The sequence below is a fragment of the Lacrimispora sphenoides JCM 1415 genome (assembly GCF_900105615.1).
In the GTDB taxonomy this organism is placed as follows: Bacteria; Bacillota; Clostridia; order Lachnospirales; family Lachnospiraceae; genus Lacrimispora; species Lacrimispora sphenoides.
Window position 1 is genome coordinate 1950098 of the sequence record NZ_LT630003.1, and the last position, 24606, is coordinate 1974703.

The 24606-nt window shown below is 44.2% G+C and carries 21 protein-coding genes and 1 other annotated feature; of the genes, 4 read left to right on the plus strand and 17 right to left on the minus strand.

What is annotated here, in order from left to right; translation table 11 throughout:
- Window positions 1-57: 57 nt before the first annotated feature.
- From BMX69_RS08705 to secG, 5 genes are all read right to left on the minus strand, one after another.
- Window positions 58-663 (minus strand): metallophosphoesterase family protein, encoded by a 606-nt coding sequence (locus BMX69_RS08705; RefSeq protein WP_025233313.1) that lies wholly within the window; start codon window positions 661-663, stop codon window positions 58-60.
- Window positions 641-2623, minus strand: coding sequence for a BMP family ABC transporter substrate-binding protein (locus BMX69_RS08710; protein ID WP_054790982.1), 1983 nt, complete (start codon window positions 2621-2623; stop codon window positions 641-643). Before BMX69_RS08710 ends, BMX69_RS08705 begins: the two co-directional genes overlap by 23 nt.
- Window positions 2624-2709: 86 nt before the next feature.
- Window positions 2710-3177, minus strand: coding sequence for an SsrA-binding protein SmpB (gene smpB, locus BMX69_RS08715; protein ID WP_054790981.1), 468 nt, complete (start codon window positions 3175-3177; stop codon window positions 2710-2712).
- Between the two features lie 14 nt (window positions 3178-3191).
- Window positions 3192-5333, minus strand: a complete 2142-nt coding sequence (gene rnr, locus BMX69_RS08720) for a ribonuclease R (RefSeq protein WP_330387684.1) — start codon at window positions 5331-5333, stop codon at window positions 3192-3194.
- A gap of 238 nt (window positions 5334-5571) precedes the next feature.
- The gene (gene secG, locus BMX69_RS08725) at window positions 5572-5805 is read right to left on the minus strand and encodes a preprotein translocase subunit SecG (protein WP_025233317.1); all 234 of its coding nucleotides are present in this window, start codon (window positions 5803-5805) and stop codon (window positions 5572-5574) included.
- Window positions 5806-5994: 189 nt separating this feature from the next.
- Between secG and BMX69_RS08730 the strand changes: the two genes are divergently transcribed.
- Window positions 5995-6660 (plus strand): MarR family winged helix-turn-helix transcriptional regulator, encoded by a 666-nt coding sequence (locus tag BMX69_RS08730; RefSeq protein ID WP_278280718.1) that lies wholly within the window; start codon window positions 5995-5997, stop codon window positions 6658-6660.
- Between the two features lie 137 nt (window positions 6661-6797).
- Here the strand turns inward: BMX69_RS08730 and BMX69_RS08735 are convergent, their stop codons facing one another.
- From BMX69_RS08735 to BMX69_RS08760, 6 genes are all read right to left on the minus strand, one after another.
- On the minus strand, window positions 6798-8000 hold the full coding sequence (locus tag BMX69_RS08735) for a phosphopyruvate hydratase family protein (protein WP_054790979.1): 1203 nt from the start codon (window positions 7998-8000) through the stop codon (window positions 6798-6800).
- A gap of 150 nt (window positions 8001-8150) precedes the next feature.
- Window positions 8151-10571: a phenylalanine--tRNA ligase subunit beta gene (gene pheT, locus BMX69_RS08740; protein WP_100042142.1), complete on the minus strand. Its 2421-nt coding sequence runs from the start codon at window positions 10569-10571 to the stop codon at window positions 8151-8153.
- Window positions 10572-10589: 18 nt separating this feature from the next.
- Window positions 10590-11609 (minus strand): phenylalanine--tRNA ligase subunit alpha, encoded by a 1020-nt coding sequence (gene pheS / locus BMX69_RS08745; protein WP_100042143.1) that lies wholly within the window; start codon window positions 11607-11609, stop codon window positions 10590-10592.
- Window positions 11610-11686: 77 nt separating this feature from the next.
- Window positions 11687-11933: a binding site (T-box leader), on the minus strand.
- 118 nt (window positions 11934-12051) lie between these two features.
- Window positions 12052-12291 (minus strand): hypothetical protein, encoded by a 240-nt coding sequence (locus tag BMX69_RS08750; RefSeq protein WP_025233322.1) that lies wholly within the window; start codon window positions 12289-12291, stop codon window positions 12052-12054.
- A 330-nt stretch (window positions 12292-12621) separates the two neighbouring features.
- The gene (locus tag BMX69_RS08755) at window positions 12622-14367 is read right to left on the minus strand and encodes an ABC transporter ATP-binding protein (protein ID WP_100042144.1); all 1746 of its coding nucleotides are present in this window, start codon (window positions 14365-14367) and stop codon (window positions 12622-12624) included.
- Window position 14368: 1 nt separating this feature from the next.
- Entirely contained in the window at window positions 14369-16099 is a 1731-nt protein-coding gene (locus BMX69_RS08760; RefSeq protein ID WP_100042145.1) for an ABC transporter ATP-binding protein, read from the minus strand.
- Window positions 16100-16213: 114 nt separating this feature from the next.
- Here BMX69_RS08760 and BMX69_RS08765 point away from each other — a divergent pair, with 114 nt between their 5' ends.
- A complete protein-coding gene (locus BMX69_RS08765) occupies window positions 16214-17101 on the plus strand; it encodes a LysR family transcriptional regulator (protein WP_100042146.1) in 888 nt (295 codons plus the stop codon).
- On the opposite strand, the gene BMX69_RS08770 is transcribed toward BMX69_RS08765, so the two are convergent.
- Complete coding sequence (locus BMX69_RS08770; RefSeq protein ID WP_054790977.1) at window positions 17098-17988, minus strand: SPL family radical SAM protein; 891 nt, start codon at window positions 17986-17988, stop codon at window positions 17098-17100. The two genes, BMX69_RS08765 and BMX69_RS08770, sit on opposite strands and share 4 nt — an antisense overlap.
- Window positions 17989-18169: 181 nt before the next feature.
- Here BMX69_RS08770 and BMX69_RS08775 point away from each other — a divergent pair, with 181 nt between their 5' ends.
- Window positions 18170-19006 carry a YihY/virulence factor BrkB family protein gene (locus BMX69_RS08775; RefSeq protein ID WP_054790991.1) on the plus strand — a complete coding sequence of 279 codons (837 nt, stop codon included), beginning with the start codon at window positions 18170-18172 and terminating at the stop codon, window positions 19004-19006.
- Window positions 19007-19067: 61 nt separating this feature from the next.
- Here BMX69_RS08775 and cysK read toward each other — a convergent pair whose 3' ends face one another.
- From cysK to BMX69_RS08795, 4 genes are all read right to left on the minus strand, one after another.
- On the minus strand, window positions 19068-19997 hold the full coding sequence (gene cysK, locus BMX69_RS08780; protein WP_054790976.1) for a cysteine synthase A: 930 nt from the start codon (window positions 19995-19997) through the stop codon (window positions 19068-19070).
- 79 nt (window positions 19998-20076) lie between these two features.
- Entirely contained in the window at window positions 20077-21573 is a 1497-nt protein-coding gene (locus tag BMX69_RS08785) for a carboxypeptidase M32 (RefSeq protein ID WP_054790975.1), read from the minus strand.
- Between the two features lie 110 nt (window positions 21574-21683).
- Complete coding sequence (locus BMX69_RS08790) at window positions 21684-22760, minus strand: 5'-3' exonuclease (RefSeq protein ID WP_100042147.1); 1077 nt, start codon at window positions 22758-22760, stop codon at window positions 21684-21686.
- 32 nt (window positions 22761-22792) lie between these two features.
- Window positions 22793-23026 (minus strand): hypothetical protein, encoded by a 234-nt coding sequence (locus BMX69_RS08795; protein ID WP_054790974.1) that lies wholly within the window; start codon window positions 23024-23026, stop codon window positions 22793-22795.
- Window positions 23027-23219: 193 nt separating this feature from the next.
- Here BMX69_RS08795 and BMX69_RS08800 point away from each other — a divergent pair, with 193 nt between their 5' ends.
- Window positions 23220-24041: a CZB domain-containing protein gene (locus BMX69_RS08800; protein WP_100042148.1), complete on the plus strand. Its 822-nt coding sequence runs from the start codon at window positions 23220-23222 to the stop codon at window positions 24039-24041.
- Between the two features lie 93 nt (window positions 24042-24134).
- On the opposite strand, the gene BMX69_RS08805 is transcribed toward BMX69_RS08800, so the two are convergent.
- Complete coding sequence (locus tag BMX69_RS08805; protein ID WP_002603763.1) at window positions 24135-24587, minus strand: NUDIX hydrolase; 453 nt, start codon at window positions 24585-24587, stop codon at window positions 24135-24137.
- Between the last annotated feature and the right edge of the window lie 19 nt (window positions 24588-24606).

Consider the following 24606-nt stretch of genomic DNA (forward strand, 5'->3'; position numbering starts at 1 on the left):
CGTCTTATCAAACGCAGTCCTCTTTATTTCTGTTTCTTCTATTTTATATATTGAGTGTTACGGATTCCCAGGATACTCTATAATATAATACTCATAGGCATTTACAACCTTTGTGCAGCCATACTGGTCTTCCCTCTTAAAGCTCTTTCCATAATTGGCATGGACATGTCCATGAAGAAAATATTTGGGAGAATACTTGTCCATCAGTGCCTTAAAACAGGTAAATCCCTGATGAGGCAGGTCCGGTAAGTCGTTGAGTTCAAATGCCGGAGCATGGGTGACAAGAATATCAAAACCTTTGTTCTTCTTAAGCTTCCACCACATCTTTTTGATTCTCCGCTCCATTCCCCGTTCCGTATACTGGTTCGGCGAGCCTGGAATGTACTGCATGGAACCGCCCAGCCCCATAATCCGGATTCCCTTATAGGTTATGATATCATCTTCAATGCAGGTACAGCCTTCAGGTGGACAGTCCTCATACCTGCAATCGTGGTTACCCCGGACATAATAGACCGGGGCATGGGAAAAAGTTGCAAAAAACGTTAGATAATTCGCTCGTAAATCTCCGCAGGAAATAATTAAATCAATGTCCTGCAATTTTTCCGGTGAATAGTATTCATAAAGTGATTTTGACTCATGGTCAGACAGTACCAGGATCTTCACGCTGTTCCTCCATATCCATGTTCTCGTATATTGTCTGTCCCTGGAGACGTACCAGAGACCGAGCCTCTTCCGTAAGCTCATCAAATTCCGGAATCTGTCCCACCACATTTTCTGTCAGCCAGTTCATGGTGGTTATTTCTTCCGGAGTAAGATTTTCGTTTTCCCCGCACTGGATTTGTCCGTCCTGAGAATAAATGATTCCTTCAAAAGGCTGAAAGCTTCCAGCCCGTATGGAATTCCTCAAAAATGTAATCAGCCGGCTGGTTCCGTGAGGCAGATTATGAGAGCAAATGACATCAATCACATCTGCCGACATCCCCCACCAGTAATTGATGGCCTGTTTCCCCTTCATTTCCTTCCTGCCGAAATCCCCATGGCATATGATATTAACAATTCTTTCGTAAAACTTTCCCCAATGCCAGATGGGAGTCGCCAGATTTTTCAGGCTTCCATCTGGATGCTTCTGGTAAAGCCCGTATTCTCTGGTGGGCGTCTGAGGAGTTATCATGTCATCACCTGAAATAAAGGCAACTTTCTCTTTTTCCAACTCCACATGAGCATCCCGGTCCTTTACCCTTGACCATTCTAAGTACACCTTGGCATAAGGATTGATCATCCTGGCTCCCAGGGCAAAGGCATTGATATTGGCAATGGTGCCGTAGATCGGATAATCAGCAATATATCCGATCTTCTCAGCCTGGGACATGGAAGCTGCCAAGGCCCCCATAAGGAATTTCGATTCATACATTCTTCCATAATAGGTGCAGATGGATGAATAAGACATATTAACGGAACAGTTGAACACCTTTACTTCCGGATGATCGATTGCAGCTTTCACACTTAAATTGATCATCTGGGAGGCCGTAGTAAATATTACATTGCACCTGGCTCCAATGGCCAGTTCAATGGCATTAGCAATCTCCGGCTCAGAATCTGCGTTAAAAAATGCAATCGTTTGTATGGCTCCGTTAAAAGCCTGTTCTAAGTACATTCTGCCCAGCTCATGTCCATAAGTCCAGCTGGAAGTTTCTGCTGTTTTCGCATGGATAAATGCAATTTTTAACATTTCCGGTTCAATGGACTGGAACGGGCGCAGCCAATTAATAAGTTTAAGAGGACTATTATCCGATGATTCCTCTATTTCTTCCGGCTGTTCAACCAAAGTGATCTTATTGCCTCTAGAGGCCAGGAGTAGTTCATCCTTAATTCTGATCAAATCCTTTTTTATCTGCCCCTCAATCCGGTCTTTTACGATTCGGTATCCGAACAGTTCGACGTAAACAAGAAACGCGTCCGAACATGTCATATCGTAATCATCGCCGCCAAATGCATGGAATGCTTTGGAAAAACGGTCATAAGCGGATTTGAAGATGATCCTGTCATCCTCGCTCCAAGGCTCTCCCGGATTCTTATTCATGGCCTTTATCAGCTTGTCGTAGCTTCCTTCCTTGCTGAACCAGACATCGCAGTTAAAGGAAACCTGGTAAAAATCCAGGAATTCATAATAAAGCCTGTTATCTAAATCATCAGTCCTCTTTGGAATCAGGCGGGTGACAGAGGAAGAGATGCTGAAAGCACCTACATATTTTAAGACACTGACCCTTTTATTGCCTTCCTGAACGTAATACTGGTTCATAAATTCAAAGACTTCGATGGGATCATGAATCCCCTCTTCAATCTGATGGTCATATAAATATGCCCATTTCGCCCCAAATTCCGATTTCTCCGACAATAGAGGCATGAAATTACTGGCAAAGGCGCTGGTGCGTCCCTCCGTTTTCGTGCCTACCACCTTTTCAAGGGGAATATCCATGATTCCCAAGTTCACTTCTGAAACAATATCCGTATAGGACAGGATCTGATCCAAGACCGGCAGATACGGATATTCTCCTTTTGATACGGAAGCCTGATATTGCCTGCGGCCCCGCTTTAACGCCCCTACGTAATCATATAATGCCATCCGTTTTCCCTCCAACATTTTCTAAGGTTATTTTAGCATTAAAACAGCTTTCTGTACAGATTATTCAGGAGGCTTAAAGCGGCACTCTATGAAAGATTTCTCACCTTAAAGTCTCTTTCCAGTTCTCTTTTCTGATCCTTTTTCGCAATGTCATCTCTCTTATCGTATAGCTTTTTACCTCTGGCAAGGCCGATTTCCACCTTCACCAGGCTTCCTTTAAAATATACCTGCAACGGGACCAGGGTATAGCCCTTCTGGGCAATCTTTGCATCCAGCTTTCCGATCTCAGTCCTGTGAAGCAGCAGCTTTCTGACCCTCAGCGGATCCTTGTTAAAGATATTCCCTTTTTCATACGGACTGATGTTCATGCCGCAGACATAAACCTCTCCTTTATCAATTCTCACAAAGGATTCCTTGATGCTGCATTTGCCCATGCGGATGGATTTTACTTCTGTTCCGGCAAGTTCAATGCCTGCCTCGTATTTTTCATCAATAAAATAATCGTGATATGCCTTTTTGTTATTGGCAATTAATTTGAAACTCTCTTTCCCCATTTTCGTTCCTCCTGTTATTCCTCTTCTAAACTCTTCGCCGGAATAAAGTCGATGGTACGCAAAAGCTTATCCGTACCCAATACCATGACCCTGATAGGCTGACCTAATTTAAAGGTTTTCCTTGTCATTTCACCTACCAGCTCATAATGTTCTTCATCAAAATGATAATAATCATCCTGGAGCTGATTCACATGAATCAAACCTTCCACGGTGTTGGAAAGTTCTACATAAAGCCCCCAGTTTGTCACACCGGAAATCACTCCGTCAAACTCTTCCCCAATGTGTTTTGACATATACTCACACTTTTTAAGCTTAATGGTCTCCCGCTCTGCTTCATCGGCTCTCCGCTCCATGGCAGAAGACTGTACGGCTACCTGCTGAAGGATTTTATCATAATGGCTGATTCTCTTCCCGGCTAAGCCTGACCTTAAGTTCTCCTTAATAATACGATGGATCTGCAAGTCCGGATACCTTCTGATCGGGGAGGTAAAGTGGGTGTAATATTTAGCTGCCAGGCCAAAATGCCCGGTATTTGACACCGTATATTTAGCCTGCTTCATAGAACGCAGGGCCAGACGGCTGATCAGGGCTTCCTCTGGCGTATCCTCCGCATTGGCAAGCAGCTTTTGGACTTCCTTCGGGTAAACCTCACCATTGTGAAAACGGATGGAATATCCGAAATTATTAATCAGAGTTGCAAGACTCTTCATCTTTTCCGGGTCCGGGTTGTCATGAGTCCGGTAAAGGAAGGGAATCTCCTGCCAGAAATAATCCTCTGCAACCGTCTCATTTGCCATCAGCATAAAGTCTTCTATGATTTTAGTTGCTGCATTCCTCTCATAGGGCTTGATTTCCAAAGGCTTTCCCCGTTCATCAAGAATCACCTTTGTTTCCGGGAAATCAAAATCAATGGAGCCTCTCTTTTTTCTCTTTTCCCGCAGAATATCAGCCAGTTCCTTCATCTGATCAAACATGGAAATAAAGGCTTCGTATTCCTTCATAACCGCCTCATCCCGGTCCGTGATAATGGCGTTGACTGCCGTATAGGTCATTCTCCGGTCCACGTTTATGACGGTTTCTGCTATCCTGTGTCCCATTACATTGCCGTTTTCATCAATGTCCATCATGCAGCTTAAGGCCAGCCGGTCTTCTCCATGATTTAGGGAACAAATTCCATTTGACAGCTTATGGGGAAGCATGGGAATTACCCGGTCCACAAGATAAACGCTGGTTCCCCTTCTTAATGCTTCCTCATCCAATGGACTGTTTTCCGTTACATAATTCGTAACATCAGCGATGTGAACGCCTAAGGTATAGACACCATCTTTTTTTGATAAAGTAATTGCATCGTCAAGATCCTTTGCGTCTTCACCATCAATGGTAACTGTCTGTAAATTTCTTAAATCCAGACGGCCCTGCATATCTTTACCGGTTACTTCATCAGTTACTGCTTCCACCTGCTTCATTACGCTGTCCGGGAATTCCTCCGGAAGTCCGTATGCTCTAACAATCGAAAGAATATCCGTACCAGGGTCATTGACATGGCCAATTATTTCCGTTATCATTCCTTCCGGTTTCCGTTCCGGCCCGCCGAAATCCGTAACCCTAACCACCACCTTGTGACCGGTCACGGCTCCCATGTCCTTGCCCTGAGGAATGAACACATCCTTTGAAATTTTCTGGTTGTCCGGAATAACGAAACCAAAACTCTTATTTTTCTGATAGAACCCTATGATCTGCTCATTTGCATGGACCAGCACCTTGATTACATGGCCCTCAGCTCTTTTTCCGTTTCCTGGCTTTGATTCGGCAGATATCAGTACGGTGTCACCGTGAAGTGCTCCGCCTGTCTTGTCTTCCGGTATAAAAATATCCTGATCCAGCCCTTCTACCGCTACAAACCCAAAGCCCTTGGAGTGTCCGGAAAACACTCCGGCAATGGAGCCGATATCCGGCTTTCCATATTTTCCTTTTTGTGATATACCAATCTTTCCTTCTGCCATAAGAGTATCCAGTACTTCTTTTAAATCTTCCCTCTGATCCTTTGGAATATCAAAGAGAATGGCTAACTCTTTTAATTTCATAGGTGCATAGGCAGGATCATTTATCAGCTGGAGAAGCATGGCTTTTCTTTGCGTTAACTGTTCTTCTGTCATTGTCTTCCTCTCTTAATTATCATTTTTATCTATTTCAATTTTTTCTATATTATCGGAAGGAAGAAACACTTCCGGTAATCGGATGGACGGGCTGAAAAACAGCCCTTTTATCGAAACTTGCTTTACAAGCTACGATAAGCCATAATATATTATCTGCACTTTACCAATAGGTATTACGAAACTTCCCCATAATGCGAAAAAAACACCCTTGTTGCCATATCACAAGAGTGTTTAATCTTTACAGTATATTCAGATTCAGTACCAGCGCCAGAATGAAAAACAGGACTGCACCGTATTTTGTGAATTTCTCCAGTTTTCCTTCCATGGAACGGCCTTTATTTCTGCCCCAGTAGGTATCAGCCATACCGCCGATAGAACCAAGGCCCTGACTCTTTCCTTCCTGTAAAAGGATTATTGCTGATAAAGCAACACATATGATAACAAATATGATTGATAAAATAATCCTGATCACGTTTCCCACCTCCTATAGTCAAACAAAGGATATCATACCATAATTTTTCTGAAAATACAATATATTTTTATATTTTTATATTCTATAGTTGATACGCCCTTTGGTAACAATCATGTTTCATCAAGAAGCCCTCTCTGTTTTTTTAGCTTATTATATATAGAAGCTTCATTCTCAAAGCTGCAATGGCTCTTGCAGCGCCACCATTTACAGAAACATGCAGAACATGGTCCCATGGCGGATCCGACCCGAGGGCAAGGCAGGGTTTTGGCAATGCTCAAAATGCAATCTGAAATCAGCACAAAAGACCTGTCTTATCTGCTGGGCATTCGGATACAATCTCTTAACGAGCTTCTTAACAAACTGGAGAAAGGCGGTTATATCACCCGCACCCCTTCGGAAGCTGACAGACGGGTCATGCTGGTACAGCTAACGGAAAAAGGAAAGAATGAGCAGCAGCCCCGCCCGGATTTTGTAGATATTTTCAGCTGTCTAAACGAGGAGGAACAAATAGTCTTCGGTGAGTATCTCGACCGCGTTGCTGCGGCACTTGAAGCACAGCTTGGGGATGATGAAGACGACGAAAGGCTTGAATGGATGCGCTCTGCCCGCGAAAGACTGGGTGATGAAAGGTTTGAAATGATGTTTATGCGCGGCGGCCGGCCTCCTTTTGACCGCAGAGAAGGCTTACATGGCTGTCCAGACAGAAGACCGAAAGGTGCGCACGGCGCCGGACATTTTGAACCGGGTCACAATGATCCAAGGTTCAACGGACACGGTTCCAATTGCTTTGGCAGACGTGGGGAAGGCAGGCATATGCCTCCGCATCCTGAAGCTCCTCACGATGACGATAAATAAGCAACAATATCCTGCTAATAACAGCATTGGCGCTGTCTTGGCAATTGGGGAGAGAAAAAAGGCAGCGACTGTAAAAACAACCGCTGCCTTTTTCATGCAGTTCCAGACACTACTGCTCTTTCTATTCCTTTAGCCAGTCAAAAAGAATATTCCATGACTGCCCGTCCAAATTTTCTGTAAAAATCTTCAATGCGCAGAAGTTCATTGTATTTGGCGGTACATTCTCCTCTGCACGGTGCTCCGCTCTTCACATAATCAGCACCGACAGCTGCTGCCATATCCGCAAGGAAAGACTCTTCCGTATCCTTTCCATCACTGGCAATGATCACCTTATGTCCGGCTTTTCTTGCCTTCTCTACCATTTCCAATGCCCCGGTTACCGTCCCCGCCTGTTCCATACGGATGATCGTAGCATTCGCCGCAGCAAAATCATCGGACACCAAAAGCGTACGGTGTTCGAGGAGCTTCATCATTTGCTCTCTTCCCTCCATGTCTTCTTTCCAAAGTCCGTTTAGGACCGCACAGATGGGAAAGCCGTCTGCCAGCCTCAGATAATAGGCGAGCATATCCTTTTGCTCCCTGTTTATGGAGATTCCCCCCTTCCTGCTTTCCTTTGAAAAACAGTAAGTGCCATCTTCCTTTACGTACAGACGGTCTGCATCAGCATTGATGGCTACCAGCACATCTGTCCCCGGCTTATATCCGGTAAGCTTAAAGGAATCCATTAAATAATGCAGTGCTTCTTCTGAGTTTTTCATATCCGGTTCAAAGCCGCCGCCAACTCCTGTGGAGGTGCTAAAGCCGCTTATGGATAAAAGCCTTTTTAATGTCTGGTAAATCTCTACTCCCATGCGAAGTCCTTCCGAATAGGAATTTGCTCCCTGAGGCACAATCATGATCTCCTGGAAATCAAGACCTTTTTCCCCGCCTCCTCCGCTGATCATGCTCATCATGGGAACCGGCATCACAGGAGCTGAGGTTCCTCCAAGATAACGGTAAAGCGGCAGATGAAGTCCTGCTCCTGCCGCCCTTGCAGCCGCCATGGATATAGCAAGAACTCCCTGGTTCCCGTCTTCTTCTGCCCGGTTCTCCTCTGCCGCCTGGGAAAGCATCCGATCGATCCTTCCCTGGTCTGATGCATCCTCAAACAATATTGTTTCTGAAAGCCAGCCACCCACGAGTTCTGCCTGTTTCTCTGCTCTGCCGGTGTCTCCCAGGGAAACCGTCGCTCTTCCATGAGCGCCGTTTTCCAGGATCACTTCAGCCTCCACTCCGGGATACCCCCAGGAATCCCGGACAATCCTTCCTGTTATTTCTATAATATCAAGGCTGTTAAACATCTTTTTGCCTCCCTGTCCTTTCTTACATTCATAACGTAAGGATTGACGGAATTTACCACATCCATGCAGGTACAGAGAAAAAAGATGCCAGGAGATTTTTCTTTCATCCTGGCATCTTTCTTTGAAGATTTACTTGTAAAACGGCATTATTTATGCCCGAAGTTCAATTCCTAAACCCTGTAATCCGTTAAGGATCTTTTTCATTACAGCAAGAACCTCCTGCTCTTCTAAGGTGTGATCACCTGCACGGAAGGTGATGGAATAAGCGACGGACTTATATCCTGCTAAAATCTGGGTTCCTTCATAAATATCGAAAAGTTCATAGCTTTCCAGTATCTTTCCTCCCCGCTGTTCGATGATCTCTTCAATCTGTCCGACCAGAATTTCCTTTGGTACCACCATGCTGATATCTCTGGTAACAGCAGGATATTTTGCAATTCCGGTGTATTTCCGGTCAAAACTTGTAAACGGAATCATGGATGGCATATCGATCACAGCCACATAGGCCCGGTCCCCAATCTTATAGTTGTCAGCCACCTCCGGATGGACTTCTCCCAGATATCCGATGGTTACCCCATCATAAATGATATCTGCCTGTCTTCCTGGATGAAGGAATGTTTTTCCGCTCTTTGGATCATAATGAGGCCGTTTGTGCATTCCGGTTTTATCGAAGAATTCTTCAATCACGCCCTTCATATCAAAGAAATCGCCGTCACCGTAAAATCCCAGGGTAAACTGCATTCTTTCATCGGGAAGCTCGGTCAATGGAAGCGCCTTTGGAAGATAAATATTGGCCAGCTCGTAAAGGCGGACATTCTTATTGCGACGGTTGTAGTTGGTGGATAAGGAGTTTAACATTCCATGAAGTGGGGAGGTTCTCATAACGCTGAAGTCCTCTCCCAATGGATTTAATATATTCACTGTCACACGGAGCGGACTGTCCTCCGGGATCAGCAGACGGTCAAATACCTTGGGGCTTTCAAAGGAATAGGTCATTCCCTGGGAAAATCCAGAGAATTCCGCCACTTCTCTTGCCACCTCTTCTATTCTTAATTTGTATGACAGCTTGCCGGTCGTTGCCTCACCTGTGGGCAGGGATACGGGGATCTTATCATATCCAAAGAATCTGGCAACTTCTTCCGCCAGATCCGCCATACAGTCCAAGTCCTGGCGGAAGGTGGGAATAAGGATTTCATTTGCTGTCTCATTGTATTCCAAATCCAGCTTTTTAAAGTATCCAAGCATTGTCTCCGCTTCGATCTCAGTACCCAGAAGCCGGTTCATCTTTTCTGGCTCAAAAGGAAGTCTTTTCCCCTCCCGTTTCTCAGGATATATGTCAATCATGCCGCCTACGACTTCTCCTGCACCCAGCTCCTCAATCAGCTGGCACGCGCGGTTAATCGCTTCCTCAGCGTTGTTAGGATCAAGACCCTTTTCAAATTTACCGGAAGCATCGGTCCTTAATCCGACTTTTTTAGAAGAAAGGCGGATATTGGTTCCATCAAAGCAGGCACTTTCAAACACCATGGTCTTCACCTCATCGGTGATTTTGGAGTTTTCTCCGCCCATGATACCGGCGATTCCTACTGCCTTTTCTCCGTCGTTGATCATGAGAACGGTGCTGTCCAGCTTTCTTTCCTGTTCGTCAAGAGTCTGGAAGGTATCGCCTTCTCCCGCGCATTTTACAACGATTTCATGATTTGAAAGCAGGTCATAGTCAAAGGCATGCATTGGCTGACCATACTCTTCCATTACATAATTGGTAATATCCACGATATTATTAATAGGACGGATTCCGCATGCTGCAAGGCGTCTCTGCATCCAGGCCGGGGAAGGAGCAAGCTTGATATTTTTCACCATTCTTGCACAATAACGGGGACAAAGTCGGCTATCCTCTACGGAAATCTTTAAATAGTCATGGATATCCTCACTGTTTCCTGTTGCTGTTACCACCGGAGGTACAAAGGGCTTACGGAAGGTAGCAGCCGCTTCTCTTGCAATTCCTATTACACTGTAGCAGTCCACACGGTTTGAGGTGATTTCGTATTCAAATACGGAATCACGAAGGCCCAGCACTTCTATAGCATCAGCACCTATTTCCGTATCCTCAGGAAGAATGTAAATCCCGCTTTCCGGTGCATCCGGATACATTTCATTGGAAGAGCCCAGCTCTTCAATGGAGCACATCATGCCGCAGGATTCAATTCCTCTCAGTTTCCCCTTCTTGATCCGGATTCCTTCTTCCGGAAGGGCGCCGCCGTCATGGCCTCCTGCCACCTTGCCTCCGTCTAATACCACAGGAATTTTATCTCCGGTCTTTACATTGGATGCACCTGTAACGATCTGTACGGTTTCCGCTCCAACATTAACCTGGCAGATGATCAGTTTATCCGCATCCGGATGACGTTCAATGGATAATATCTGTCCAACTACTATTTTCTCTAAGTTTTTATCCAGGCAAACATAGCCCTCAACCTTTGATCCGGTAAGCGTCATAGCATCTGTATATTCCTGTGCCGTCACGTTTAAATCCGGAACGTATGCTTTAATCCATGATAATGGTGTATTCATTGATCTATCTCCCTTTCCTTAAAACTGTTTTAAGAATCTGATGTCGTTCTCATATAATAATCTCATGTCATCGATTTCATATTTTAACAGGGCAATCCGCTCCAATCCAACTCCGAATGCAAAGCCGGAATATTCATTGGGATCGATTCCGCTCATTGTAAGCACATTTGGATGAACCATGCCGCAGCCAAGAATCTCAATCCAGCCGGAACCTTTACAGAAACGGCAGCCTTTTCCGCCGCATTTGAAACAGGTAACATCCATCTCCGCGCTTGGTTCTGTAAACGGGAAATGGTGCGGACGGAATTTTACTTTTGTCTCCAGACCAAAAAGCTCTCTTGCAAACTCTGCAAGGGTTCCCTTTAAATCCGCAAATGTGATATTTTTATCAATCACTAGTCCTTCAATCTGGTGGAAGGAAGGGGAATGGGTTGCATCCACCTCATCAGACCGGAATACACGGCCGGGAGCCAGCATGCGGATCGGCAGCTTGCCCTTTTCCATGGTCCTGACCTGAACCGGTGATGTCTGGCTTCTTAATACGATGTTGTCACTGATATAAAAGGTATCCTGCTCGTCTCTTGCCGGATGATTCTTAGGTATATTCAGTTTTTCAAAGTTATAGGAATCGTATTCCACTTCCGGTCCTTCAATGACCTCATATCCCATACCAACGAAGATTCTCTCAACCTCTTCCAGAGCAATGGTATTTGGATGGGTGTGGCCTACCTTATTCCGTCTGCCGGGAAGGGTTACATCAATTACTTCCTTTTTCAGCTGTTCTTCTCTGGCTCTTTTTTGCAGGGCGGATATGGCATCCTCTAATTTCCCCTCGATCACGGCCCGGGCGTCATTTACCATCTGCCCCACCTTTGGCCTGTCTTCCGGAGCAACATCCTTCATACTCTTTAATACACTGGTCAGCTCACCCTTTTTTCCAAGATAAGCAACTTTAATATCGTTTAATTTTTCCAGCGCATCGGAAGCTTCAATCTGCTTTAACGCTTCCTGTTTGATTTTTTCCAATTGGTCCATCATCGTGCTCTCCTTCTTTTCATGATCATATTTTACTTTTGCTGCTTTAACATCGAAATAACTAAAAAAGCTCCGCCCCAAAAAGGGACGAAGCTATATTCGCGGTACCACCCTGATTCCTGCGTATGACACAGGCACTCGGTATACGTAACGTGTATTGACGTCATGACTTACCCGCCAGAACGGCAGCCAAAGCCGCCACTGGTTTCAATCATGCTGCTTCGGTGGGAAATTCAATCTCTTAGCTGAACTTAAAAGGGCTTACAGCCGATGGCCCCTTCTCTCTGGAAGAAAATAAGGATTTACTTACACCTTCATTGCATTTGATGTTTTTAATTGTAACGTTACGTACCATTGTAATAACGGATGTTCAAAATGTCAAGGATTATTTTCATATGGATTATATCAGAAGGAAATACGTCGGGTCTCTGCCCGTTTTCCTTTCTTAAATCGCATCCTTATAAGCTTCTTCTAAAATTCTTTTAAATTCAAGGAGTATTTCATAGGTTTCAGCCCGTTTTTCCAGATGCTCTATAAAAATATCAATATACTCCTTATCTTCGGCTCTTTTTGTTTTCTCAATCTGAACTTTTTCTTTTTCTTTATTATAAAAATGGGCCAACGCAACTAAAAGCACACTCTCTGTTAACAGTGCACCCAACAACATAATATCTAAAAAACTCATTTTTTCCCCCTGTTCTTTTAAACCATAAAATCGGCCAAGACTTTTATACTGTCTTTTACAGAATCAATATCTTAAACCGCCTGTAATGTGATTATAATAATCATCCATCCCCCCTCCCCTTATCCGTAAACTGCAAAGGAATTCTTACGGGGCTGAAACAGACTCTCCTGGTTTCCATAATGATTTCAAACATAATCCTACCGCCTTTTATATAGTTATTATTACTAATGTTGAACTTTATAAAGTATATCATAACAGAGAAAAAAAGAACAGCGTCAGAAATCATATCCAAATATCTTTCTGACGCTGTTTTTTATTATCTTTTGGAAACTACACAGCAAACTGGCTGTTATAAAGCTGTGCGTAAAATCCATTTTGGGAAAGCAGGCTTTCATGAGTTCCCTGCTCAATGATATGGCCATCCCTCATTACCAGTATCACATCCGCTTCTTTAATTGTAGAAAGACGGTGAGCGACGATAAAACTGGTACGCCCTTCCATCATCTTTCCAAATGCCTTCTGTATTTTTATCTCGGTTCTGGTATCAATGGATGAAGTGGCTTCATCAAGAATCAGCATGGGAGGAAGGCACAGCATAACTCTGGCAATGCATAAAAGCTGCTTCTGGCCTTGGGATAAATTTCCGCCGTCTTCCGAGATAATGGTATCATATCCTTCCGGCATACGCCTGATAAAACTGTGGGCATGAGCCTCCTTTGCCGCCAGAATGATCTCTTCCTCATCCGCATCCGGCTTTCCATATGCAATATTTTCACGAATGGTCCCTGACTTAAGCCATGTCTCCTGCAGCACCATACCGTAACTGGTTCTTAAGCTTTGTCTGGTCATATGGCGTATATCTGTCCCATCTACCCGGATGGAACCGGAATCCACATCATAAAAACGCATGAGAAGATTGATCACCGTGCTTTTTCCGCAGCCCGTAGGGCCTACGATAGCTACTCTCTGGCCCTTACGTACGTTTAAATTCATATCCTCAATCAAGGCGACCTCAGGATTATAGGAAAAGTACACATGTTCCAGAGAAATCTCTCCCTTTGCGTTGCCAAGAACTGCAGCGTCCGGCTCCTCCGGGACCTGAGGCTCCTCGTCAATCAGTTCAAACACTCGTGCAGCAGAGGCCAGGGCATTTTGAAGCTCAGTAACCACTCCTGATATTTCATTAAATGGTTTTGTATATTGATTGGCATAGCTTAAAAAACTGGAAAGCTGTCCTACGGTTAAAAGTCCTTTTACAGCCGCAAAGGCTCCGGCGATTCCAACGCTGGCATAAACCAGGCTGTTCACAAAGCGGGTGGCTGGATTTGTAATGGAAGAAAAAAATGTGGCTTTCAGGCTCCAGACACGCAAATTTTCATTAATATCTTCAAATTTTTCCTGTGCATCGGCTTCGTGGACAAAGGCCTGCACCACCTTCTGATTTCCCAGCATCTCTTCTACAAGAGAAGTCAGCTCCCCTCTTGTCTGAGACTGCATCTTGAACATGCGGAAGGTCTTTCTTGCAATAAAGCTGGCGACAAACAGGGAAACAGGTGTTACCAGAACCACCACAACCGTTATGGCCGGATTCATGGAAAACATGAAAACCAAGGTTCCTAAAATGGTAAGGACTCCGGTAAACAGCTGGGTAAAGCCCATTAACAGACCGTCGGAAAACTGGTCGATATCCGTGATAATCCTGTTTATAATATCTCCGTGAGAATGGGAGTCAATATATTTTAAAGGAAGGATCTCCAGCTTATTAAATGCCTGGGTTCTGATATCCTTTACCACCCGGTAAGTAACCAGATTGTTAATATGGCTCATAAGCCACTGGGCTGCCGCTGTTATTGCAATGATGACTCCGATTTGTTTTAAAATCGTCCACATGCCGGCAAAATCAACAGCCCCTGCCCCCACAATGCAGTCAATGGCCCGGCCTGTGAGGATGGGAACGTATAAAGTCAGCAAAACTGTGACAAAGGCACAGGCCAGGGAAGCAGCAACTCCCCATTTATAACGGCCAATGCATTGAAAGATCCGGCTGACAGTGGATCTGTATTTTTTTACGTCCATGTTATTGCACCTCCTCTTTTGACAGCTGGGATAAGCATATTTCCCGGTAAACCTGGCAGGAAGTTAACAGTTCCTCATGAGTTCCCCAGCCTGCCATCTGCCCGTCATCTAAGACCAGGATCCTGTCCGCATTTTTAATGCTGGAAGCTCTCTGGGATACCAGGAACACAGTCATATTCCCGGTACTTTCTTTAATTGCCTTTCTAAGCCTGGCATCAGTAGCAAAATCCAGGGCAGAAGCGCTGTCATCCATGATAAGTATCTGAGGATCTTTTACCAATGCCCTGGCAATGGCAAGCCTCTGCCGCTGCCCGCCGGAAAGGTTTTTTCCTCCAGCCTGGATCATAAGCTCCAGTCCTTCTCCTTTTTCCTCTACAAAATCCTTTGCCTGGGCAGTTGCAAGAGCCTCATAAATCTCCTGATCCGTTGCTTCCTTTTTCCCCCACTTCATATTTTCCCGAAGGGTTCCTTTAAAAAGCACTGCCTTTTGTGGGACAATTCCCACCAGCTCCCTCAGCTGGCCCAAAGGATATCGCCTTACGTCAACTCCTCCCACCTTTACGGATCCTTCTGTGACCTCATAAAACCGGGGTATTAAATTAACCAGGGTGGTCTTACCGGAGCCTGTTCCTCCGATGATTCCAATGGTCTCCCCCTTCATGACCTGAAAGGATAAACCGCTTAATGCCGCATCCTTGGCACCTGCATAGGCAAAAGTCATATGGTCAAATTCTACTTTGGGAGCATCCTGTTTCTCTTCCACAGCCTTATGAGTAACTTCTGTAATGGCTGGTTTCTGTTCAAACACAGCGCTAATCCGGCCTGCACAGGCTAAGGACTTTGAAATCGTGATGATCAGATTTGCCAGCTTTACAAGCTCAACTAAAATCTGGGACATGTAATTTACTAATGCAATCACAGCTCCCTGAGTGATGATGCCGCTCTGCACCTGTCTGGCACCGGTGTTTATCAAAACGATGACACCTAAGTTGATCAGCACATAGGTAAGGGGATTCATTAAGGCTGAAATTTTTCCTACGAAAACCTGAAAGCGTACTAAAAGGCCATTTTCCTCATCAAACCTGCGTATTTCATCATTTTGGCGGTCAAACGCACGGATGACACGGACTCCTTCCAGATTCTCCCTGACAGCCAAAAGCACCTGGTCCAATTGCTTCTGCACCTTTTTGTACAATGGGATGCTGATCAGCATAATGCCGAATACTACAATGGAAAGAACAGGGATAAGTACCACAAAAACAAGAGCTGCCCTGGCATTGATGGTAAATGCCATGATCATGGCGCCGCATACCACAAACGGGGAACGAAGGAACAGACGAAGGAATAAATTCACTCCAGACTGTACCTGATTGGCATCGCTGGTAATACGGGTAATCAGAGTCGCAGTCCCAGTGGAGTCTATTTCCTGGTACGAGAGTTTGTTGATATGGGCAAACAAATCATTTCGGAGAGAAGTTCCGAATCCAGCCGCTGCTTTTGCCGCAAAATACTGGGCCGTAATAGAACAGACAAGGCCTATGACACCAAGCAGCACCAATAATCCGCCCATTTTAAGGATATAAGGCATATTCTGAGACTTGATCCCTACATCAATCACCTTTGCCACTACAAGAGGCACCAATAATTCAAAGCAGGCTTCCAGAAGCTTAAATAACGGCCCCATAATGCTTTCTGCCTTATAGTCCTTTAAATATTTCAGGAGCTTTTTCATCCTAATATTCCTCCGCTTTTAAAAATTAAATACATTTTTGGAATAATACCTTGTAACATTATACCATTTTGGTATAATAATACAATACATAAATATGAAATAGAGGATATCCCAATGAATCCAATTAATTCAAAGCAGCTTTATTATTTTACCACAATTGCAGAAACCGGAGGCTTTACAGCCGCTGCAAAAAAACTGGGGTTATCCCAGCCACCACTAAGTAAGCAGATCCTTTTGCTGGAAGAAGAGCTTGGAGTAAAGCTTTTTGAACGCGGCTCCAGGAAAACAGAACTGACGGAAGCAGGTGCTTTTCTCTATTCCCGGGCCAAAGACATCCTGTCCATGATGGACTCCATTGTGGAAGAACTCGATCATTTTCCGACTGCCTCCAAAGGAATTTTAAAGCTGGGAACCATCTCTTCTTCCGGCAATCTGCTTCACGACTTTTTAAAGATATACTGCTGCACCCATCCAAAGGTACGGTTTGAAGTCACAGAAGGAAATACCTATGAGCTTCTGGAAAAGATGAAAAACGGGATTGTGGAATGCGCGATTATCAGGACACCTTTTAATGCAGAGGGATTTGAATGCGTGTACGGGAAAGAGGAACCATTAATAGCGGTTGGAAACCCGTCCTTTTTTTCAGGCGTCCCCAAGAATAAAATCAGGCTGACAGACCTTTCCGGCAAGCCCTTGATCTATTACCGCCGGTTTGATTCCATCATCTCCCTTGCCTTCCAAAACAGCGGTATCATGCCCAATGTTTTTTGCCGCAATGATGATGCCAGAACCTGTCTCCAATGGGCAGGCATCGGCCTGGGAATCGCACTGGTGCCTGAATCCATCAGCAAAATAGGGGAACACACGGACCTCGTATTCAGGGAGATCGACTCTGCGGATACTGTTACCAGAATGGCGGCCGTGTATAAAAAAAATGGCTATGTTTCAAACATAGCCAAAGAGTTTGTTTCCTATTTCGGAGAACTGATGTCCCTTTCCTAATCAAAAAGACTTAACTGGGTTATTTCGTAATTTTTTTTGTACCCATGAATGATATCTTTCATCCGGTATAATATCCCATACCGCTCACACTCCCGGGAAAATACCTGCCATAGCTTTCTGGCTCCCGGGCTTGTACATTGGTAGCTGTTGCCATACTGCCTGATATATTCCGACACCAAATCCTGTTGGGGGAACAGCTCTTTTAGGCGGTCAAAATACCATTCTCTTTGATTATTGCGCAAAGTCACGCCAAAAGCCGGATAAATGAAGCTGGCTCCGGCTTCATGGGCAGCTTTTACAATCGAAAGGATATTTTCCTCGTTATCCTCCAGAAACGGAAGAACCGGCATCAATAAGATTCCCGTAAATATTCCGTTCTTCCTCAATGCCTCAACCAAAGCCAGACGCTCCGAGGGGCTGGATGCATGTGGTTCGATTTTTTTCGCCAGATTGTCATCTGTTGTGGTAACCGTCACCTTACACAGGACAGGGGAATGCTCCATGATTCCTTTTAGAATATCTATATCCCGCTTAAGAAGAGCATTTTTCGTAGCCACTGCCGCCCCAAAGCCGTATGCATCAATAAGCTCAAGGGCATGCCGTGTTAATTCAAGCTCCTGTTCAAAAGGATTGTAGGGATCGCTCATGGCTCCTGTCCCAACAATGCCGGTTTTCACCTTACGCCTTAAATCATCCCGGATGATCCTAAGGGCATCTTCCTTGACCCGCACCGAATCAAAATTATCAATCCGGTAACAATCTGAGCGGCTGTCACAATAAATGCAGCCATGACAGCATCCTTTGTAGATATTCATATTATAGTCAATACCAAACCACTGGGAGCCTTTTGTTCTGGTCACTATGGTCTTTGCAGGAATATACTCCATTCGTTTTCGTTCCTTTCTTCGCCGGCAGCCTGATACTTGTTGGTTTTATTTTATGATTTATGGCAGGATCTGTCAATCATGTATGTATTTTTACCTATGGGCAGAATGCCTTGATATTTTTTTTGTTCCATGATAATATGCTAATACTAGCGAAGAAATTATGGCAGGAAAAGGAGATATTATGATTCGATTCTTATTGCGCTGTAAACAAATCTATGACAAATACAGCAGGGATGAAATGACTGTATATGCAGCCCAGGCCTCCTTCTTCACCATTATAGCAGCATTTCCCTTTATGATGCTTTTACTGGCATTGATACAGCTCATCCCATCTATTACGAAAGCCAATTTACTCCAGCTTATGATTACGATCATCCCAAGTACACTGGAAATGAACAGCTTAATCGTATCAGTTATCGATGACCTTTATACGAATTCTCCGGCAGCTGTCTTATCCGCGACCGCAGTGGCTGCCATATGGTCCGCTTCCAAGGGGATGCTCAGCATTGAACGAGGCTTAAACCGGGTATTTGGCCAGGAGAAAAAGCGAAACTATATCGTGACCAGGATCATCTGCGCTGTTTATACCATTATTTTTATGATTATCTGTCTCCTGACCCTTGTTCTGCTGGTCCTTGGAGGTACCATTCAGAGCTTTATGAACCACCACTTTCCGCTGCTGGCCGAGATCACCCAGTATGTCCTTACATTTCGTACCATGCTCGTTTTTATGATGACGATCTGCTTTGCTGTCCTTTATACTTATGTTCCGGAAAAAAAGCAGCATTTTTTAAGTCAGCTGCCCGGAGCCGCCTTTTGTACCTTGGGATGGATCGCTTCATCTTTTGCGTTTTCCATTTATTTTAATAATTTCGGCAATTACTCGGTCATGTACGGAAGCCTTACAGCCATTGTGCTGTTAATGCTGTGGATTTATGCCTGTATCTGCATCCTGTTTTATGGTGCTGAAATCAATTACTATTATTCATTAAACTGGAGGGAGCATATGCGCTCTTAATCAAAAACCAGGGCTTGCAGAAAAAGGCAGCCCTGGTTTTTCTTATTTACAGTTAAATTGTTCAGGTAAACAAAGGGGTGGATAAGTATCTGTCCCCTGTATCGGGAAGAATGACTACAATCCTTTTTCCGGCATATTCCGGACGTTTCGCAACTTCCCTGGCTGCCCATACGGCTGCAGAGGAAGAAATTCCCACTAAAATCCCTTCTGTTTGCGCGATTTCCTTTCCCGTCTCGTATGCATCTCCATTTTCCACCGGTATGATCTCATCGTAAACATCTGTATTTAAGATTGACGGGACAAATCCGGCACCGATTCCCTGAATTCCATGAGGTCCAGGATTTCCGCCGGATAGAACCGGCGATGCGGCAGGTTCTACTGCTATCACCTTTATCTCTGGATTTTTGCTTTTTAAATATTCTCCTGCTCCGGTAATGGTACCTCCGGTTCCCACACCAGCTATAAGAACATCGATCATACCATCGGTATCTTCCCATATTTCCGGGCCGGTTGTTTCATAATGAGCCCTGGAATTGGACGGATTATCAAACTGTCCCAGAATAATGGAACCGGTTATTTCTGTTTGCAGCTCTTTCGCCTTTGCAATGGCGCCGGACATTCCCTTTGACCCTTCTGTCAATACAATTTCCGCTCCATATGCCTTTAATAGATTACGCCGTTCCACGCTCATGGTCTCCGGCATGGTAAGAATCGCTCTGTATCCTCTCATAGCAGCTATGCTTGCAATACCGATGCCCGTATTGCCGGAAGTTGGTTCTATGATCGTGGCGCCAGGCTTTAAAGTGCCGGACTTTTCTGCATCCTGAATCATATAGAGAGCCGCCCGGTCCTTAACACTTCCGGCCGGATTAAAATATTCCAGCTTTGCTATAATGGCAGCCGCCACATGGTGCTTTTTTCCATAATTGGAGAACTCTACCAGGGGTGTATGGCCGATCAGTTCTGATGCACTTTTCTTGATATTTTCCATATTCATCCTCTTTTCAACTGCGAACGATTCGTTCCCTTTTTATTTCAGCAGGACAGGACCTGCCGCCCCAGCCAGGGCTTTATGACAGTTCATACAGGCTGTAATACTTTTCTTTCAGGTACTGAATGAAATATTCCGGGGTAAAATCCTCTCCAGTAGTATCTTTTAATATCTCACGGCTGGTTTTCAGCTTACCAAACTTGTGGATATGTTCTCTCAAATAATCTCTTATAACATCAAGCTTTCCACTTATAAGAAGCTCGTCAAAATCCATTTCTTTTCTCATATGGTAATATAACTGCGCTCCAAAAGCATTACCCAGGGCATAAGAAGGGAAATAGCCGATCAGCCCCTGAGACCAGTGGATGTCCTGCAGGATTCCCTCTGATGGATTTTCCGGTCGCACTCCAAGATATTCTTCATATTTATCTGCCCAGATTTCCGGAAGCTTCTTTAAGTCCACATCTTCTTCCATAATCATTTTCTCAATTTCATAGCGGATCATAATATGAAGATTATAGGTAAGTTCATCGGCCTCTGTACGGATAAAGCTTGGCTGCACCTTATTAACTGCATCCATAAACTGCTCAATGGAGATTCCCTTTAGTTCTTCAGAATAAAGTTCCTGAAGCTTTCCATAAAGAGGAGTCCAGAACGCCTGGCTGCGGCCGATGATATTCTCAAAAAACCGGGACTGGGATTCATGCATTCCCATGGAGGTCCCCTGCCCTACCGGTGTCTGGGTGATCTCATCACTGATTCCCAGTTCATAAATTCCGTGACCGGCTTCATGGATCACAGAGAACATAGCGTTATCCATCTTCTCACGATAACTGGTCGTAATTCTCACATCGTGATTATGGAGATTTGTCGTAAATGGGTGGGCGCTTTCTGAAAGCACACCCTTTGTAAAATCAAAACCAACATATTCCGCGAGATAGTGTGCCATCTCTCTTTGCTTTTCCTCAGGGTATCCGCCTGATAAAAAGGAATCATCAATGTTCTTTCCATTCTCCTTTATTTCTTTTAAAAGGGGAACAATTTCTTCTTTCAGACGGCTGAAAAACTCATCCAAAAGCTCCATATTAAATCCTTTTTCAAACTCATCCAATATAACATCATAAAGCTTCTGGCCTTCCTTCTTCCGGTAAGAAGCAAACTTCTTTTTAAATCCGATTACTTTTTCAAGTGTCGGTGCAAAGGAATCAAAATCTTCCTCTTTTTTTGCCTTTGACCAGATTCTGGCTGCCTCGGCTATGAGCTGGGCATTTTCCCGGTACTCATTTGACGGAATACACACCAGTTCTTCTCTGGCTTCCTTTGCTCCCTTGACAATGGCCCGCTCCACATCAGACAGGCTTTTATCTTCCTCGCAGTCGGCAATGGCTTTTCCCATCTCTTCCCCTGTCATAACTCTGTAATATTCCTCAGAGAGCGCACCGATTACCCTTGAAGTGTAGGAACCGGCACCTTCCGGTGCAAGAGTTTCATTATCCCATTCAAAAAGAACGAGGGAAGTTTGAAGTGCCATAGTCTTTTCAAGCAAAGAGTACAAAATCTCATAAGATTTGCTCATAATTTGTTTCTCCTTTATTTCTATAAGTAATAAACCTAGTATTTGACTCAAAATCAGGGACGCTCTGTATGAGTGTCCCCAGGCAGGATGAAAAAATACTTTTTAAAGCATCATTTTCCGGTGCCAAAAATGGATGCTTCTTTTATATCAAGGGATTTAAGCCATTTTTTGACTTTTTCCTCCTGATAGGCTTTTGCAGAAAAATCCTCAAGCTCCATATCAATAGGAATATCCGTTTTCATGGTCGCCAGGGTTTTAGAAAGCAGGGCTGCCTTTTCCCCGCACAACTCTTCTTCACTGGTCTTTGTCATCGCTTTATAAGGAGAACGGGTGATTCCCAATTCATTTTTCCAGAAATCCTGGAGTGCTTTCAGGCTCTTTTTATCAGACTCAGCCTCGTGAATGGAACGGTATATCTCTTCCACTGTGCCGTATTCCCGAAGAAGCGGAGGCGCCGCACTGCTGACTCCCTTTACTCCCGGGATATTATCAGAAGGATCTCCCTGGATTCCCTTTAAATCTGCAATCTGCTCCGGCCGTACACCCTCTTCATTCAGCACCGTGTCAGAGGTATATTCAAAAACCTTTTCAGGAAGGTTGACCTCATCTTTTTTTACACCGTAAAAAGAATAATATTTTTTGTATAGCTCCTCCGCTTTCTCCTGCCGTGACTGAACCATCCACGCACGGACATTGTATTCATCGTTTACCAGCTGGAGATAATCGTGGTCCTTTGTCAGAAGGATCATAGAAATCTCATCCCGGAATTTCATAACCAGGCTTCCGGCATAATCATCAGCTTCATACTGTTCACTTAAAAGCACCTGAAAGCCCACGTCTTTTAAGATCTCTTCCATCAGGACAAACTGGCTTTTTAACGGCTCCGGAGTCACTCCCCGGGTTCCTTTATAATCCGGGTACAGCTCTCTTCGAAATGTATCCCTGGTTTTGTCAAATACAAAGGCTATGTGATCCGGCTGCTGCTTTTTCATCAAAGAGACCACCATCTTAAGCATACCGAAAATAGCGTTGGTATAAGTGCCATCCTTTGCATGGAGGATCCTATCATAATGCTTCTGTTTCTCCTCCTCTGACTTTGCAAACATGATCTCCCTTGGTAAAACCGCGTAATAACAGGTCGACAGCATAGAGGAACCGTCAACGACTACAAATTTTCTTTCAGACATGTATTTCTCCATTTCTTTAAATCTTAGCAAAATCAGGTAAAATAATTCTGCAGTTCTGTTTCATTTTTCGCGCCCAGGCGTTTCATGACTTCTTTTCGCTCCTGAGCAGATAATCCCTTCCACAGTTTTTGGACGCGAGGGTCCCCAAAACCGATGTATGGTACTCCATTCCGCTCGCATTCATAGGATGACAAGTAGTGATTGAGAGCACTCCATTCCACATAAAACGCATTGATGCCGCGGCTTAAAGAGCTTACTTTTACCATGATCCTTCCTCCCTGATAAATATGTGCTATCCCGATCAGATATTCCCTTCCATTATACTCTGAATTTCCATTTATTCATAGTCCAATCATTAAGTTTTAAAATATAATTTTCCTCAAAAGACGTTGAACTATGTAGCAATAGGCTATATAATACAGATATCAAGAATAAAAAAAGGGAAGGTACTATCAGAAAATGGAAAAAGAGATCAGATGTCCGTATATTTTATTTAAAATTGCCGGTTCCCTCTATTGCATCAACAGTAAATACATATCAACCATTGTACAGCTGCCAGACTACAGCACAATACCGGCCGCTCCGGCCAATGTGACCGGAATGTTCAAATACCGGAACGAAGTCATTCAAATGCTTGACTTACGGGTTACTTTTGGATTAAAATCCATTTCCGATGAGTGCAGGGATTTTGAAGATATGATTGATGCCAGAAAACAGGACCATGTTAATTGGGTAAAGGAACTGGAGCGTTTTATTAATGAAGGCGGCTCCTTCCATCTGGCAAAAGATCCCCATCAGTGCGCTTTGGGAAAGTGGTATGACAGTTTTAAAACCGACAATCTTACCATCATCAATCATCTGCGCAAAATAGAAGAGCCTCATGAAAAGCTTCATCTGGCTGCCGATGAAGCAGACCGCTGCAAAAAGGACTGCGAAAACTGCCAGAGAGAGGAATGCCTCCTTAAAATTTTAAAGCGGGTAAAGGAAGTATCCATGCCGACCATACTCAACCTTTTGGACCAGACAAAGGAATTATTCCGTTCAACGATTTACAAAGAGATGGTTCTTATACTGGATGGCATCAGATGGGGAATCGTGGTTGACGAGATCGTTTCCGTTGAAGAACTTGAAACAATTGCAGGCAGGGATCAGGATCCCATGGTAAGCCATTGTTCCTATATCAATCAGGTAATGGAAAGTCCTAAAAGCGAAGGTCTTATCTTCGAGCTGAACACAAAGTCCTTATCAGCCAAATTAAAAGAATTGGAAGCTGCTTATTAAAAGATGATTCTATATGAAAAGAGCCGGAAAAGTTGCTGTTAAACTTTTCCGGCTCTCCCAGTGAAAGCCCAGGTACTTCCCTGGACTGACCGTTCAGAAATACTTCTTATTGCCCCACAAATTACTCTTCTTTAAATCCAGATATTCATTGTAGGCCTTTTCCAATATTTGTTTTTCGTTGGAAAACTTCAGAAGATGATACGCTTCATGGAACTTGTAATATCCTGAATCAATAAAATATTCTTCCCGCTGTGGTTTACTGTAATAGCTGTCGGCCATCATAAGATACCAGTGCACATCCTTCTCCACCATATCCTGAGGTGTGTTAAAAGAGTACTGGCTCTTTCCAATGTATTTGATTATGGACGCACTTACGCCTGTCTCTTCCTTTACTTCCCGGAGAGCCGTCTCCTTATACTCTTCACCCGCTTCTACTGTTCCCTTTGGCAAAACCCAACCTTCATACTTATTTTTGTAATTCTTATATAAAACCAGAATTTTACCTCGAAAAATAACCACACCGCCACAACTCGTTGCTTCTATCATTGCAATTCCTCCAGAGTGA

What these genes read in the sequence shown, in the direction of transcription:
- BMX69_RS08710 (WP_054790982.1), bottom strand. Translation starts at nt 2,623, where the DNA reads ATGGCATTATATGATTACGTAGGGGCGTTAAAGCGGGGCCGCAGGCAA.
- BMX69_RS08790 (WP_100042147.1), bottom strand. Translation starts at nt 22,760, where the DNA reads ATGTCTGAAAGAAAATTTGTAGTCGTTGACGGTTCCTCTATGCTGTCG.
- BMX69_RS08775 (WP_054790991.1), top strand. Translation starts at nt 18,170, where the DNA reads ATGATTCGATTCTTATTGCGCTGTAAACAAATCTATGACAAATACAGC.
- rnr (WP_330387684.1), bottom strand. Translation starts at nt 5,333, where the DNA reads ATGACAGAAGAACAGTTAACGCAAAGAAAAGCCATGCTTCTCCAGCTG.
- BMX69_RS08750 (WP_025233322.1), bottom strand. Translation starts at nt 12,291, where the DNA reads ATGAGTTTTTTAGATATTATGTTGTTGGGTGCACTGTTAACAGAGAGT.
- BMX69_RS08800 (WP_100042148.1), top strand. Translation starts at nt 23,220, where the DNA reads ATGGAAAAAGAGATCAGATGTCCGTATATTTTATTTAAAATTGCCGGT.
- cysK (WP_054790976.1), bottom strand. Translation starts at nt 19,997, where the DNA reads ATGGAAAATATCAAGAAAAGTGCATCAGAACTGATCGGCCATACACCC.
- BMX69_RS08755 (WP_100042144.1), bottom strand. Translation starts at nt 14,367, where the DNA reads ATGGACGTAAAAAAATACAGATCCACTGTCAGCCGGATCTTTCAATGC.
- BMX69_RS08760 (WP_100042145.1), bottom strand. Translation starts at nt 16,099, where the DNA reads ATGAAAAAGCTCCTGAAATATTTAAAGGACTATAAGGCAGAAAGCATT.
- BMX69_RS08795 (WP_054790974.1), bottom strand. Translation starts at nt 23,026, where the DNA reads ATGGTAAAAGTAAGCTCTTTAAGCCGCGGCATCAATGCGTTTTATGTG.
- pheT (WP_100042142.1), bottom strand. Translation starts at nt 10,571, where the DNA reads ATGAATACACCATTATCATGGATTAAAGCATACGTTCCGGATTTAAAC.
- BMX69_RS08735 (WP_054790979.1), bottom strand. Translation starts at nt 8,000, where the DNA reads ATGTTTAACAGCCTTGATATTATAGAAATAACAGGAAGGATTGTCCGG.
- BMX69_RS08770 (WP_054790977.1), bottom strand. Translation starts at nt 17,988, where the DNA reads ATGGAGTATATTCCTGCAAAGACCATAGTGACCAGAACAAAAGGCTCC.
- BMX69_RS08785 (WP_054790975.1), bottom strand. Translation starts at nt 21,573, where the DNA reads ATGAGCAAATCTTATGAGATTTTGTACTCTTTGCTTGAAAAGACTATG.
- BMX69_RS08805 (WP_002603763.1), bottom strand. Translation starts at nt 24,587, where the DNA reads ATGATAGAAGCAACGAGTTGTGGCGGTGTGGTTATTTTTCGAGGTAAA.
- BMX69_RS08765 (WP_100042146.1), top strand. Translation starts at nt 16,214, where the DNA reads ATGAATCCAATTAATTCAAAGCAGCTTTATTATTTTACCACAATTGCA.
- smpB (WP_054790981.1), bottom strand. Translation starts at nt 3,177, where the DNA reads ATGGGGAAAGAGAGTTTCAAATTAATTGCCAATAACAAAAAGGCATAT.
- pheS (WP_100042143.1), bottom strand. Translation starts at nt 11,609, where the DNA reads ATGATGGACCAATTGGAAAAAATCAAACAGGAAGCGTTAAAGCAGATT.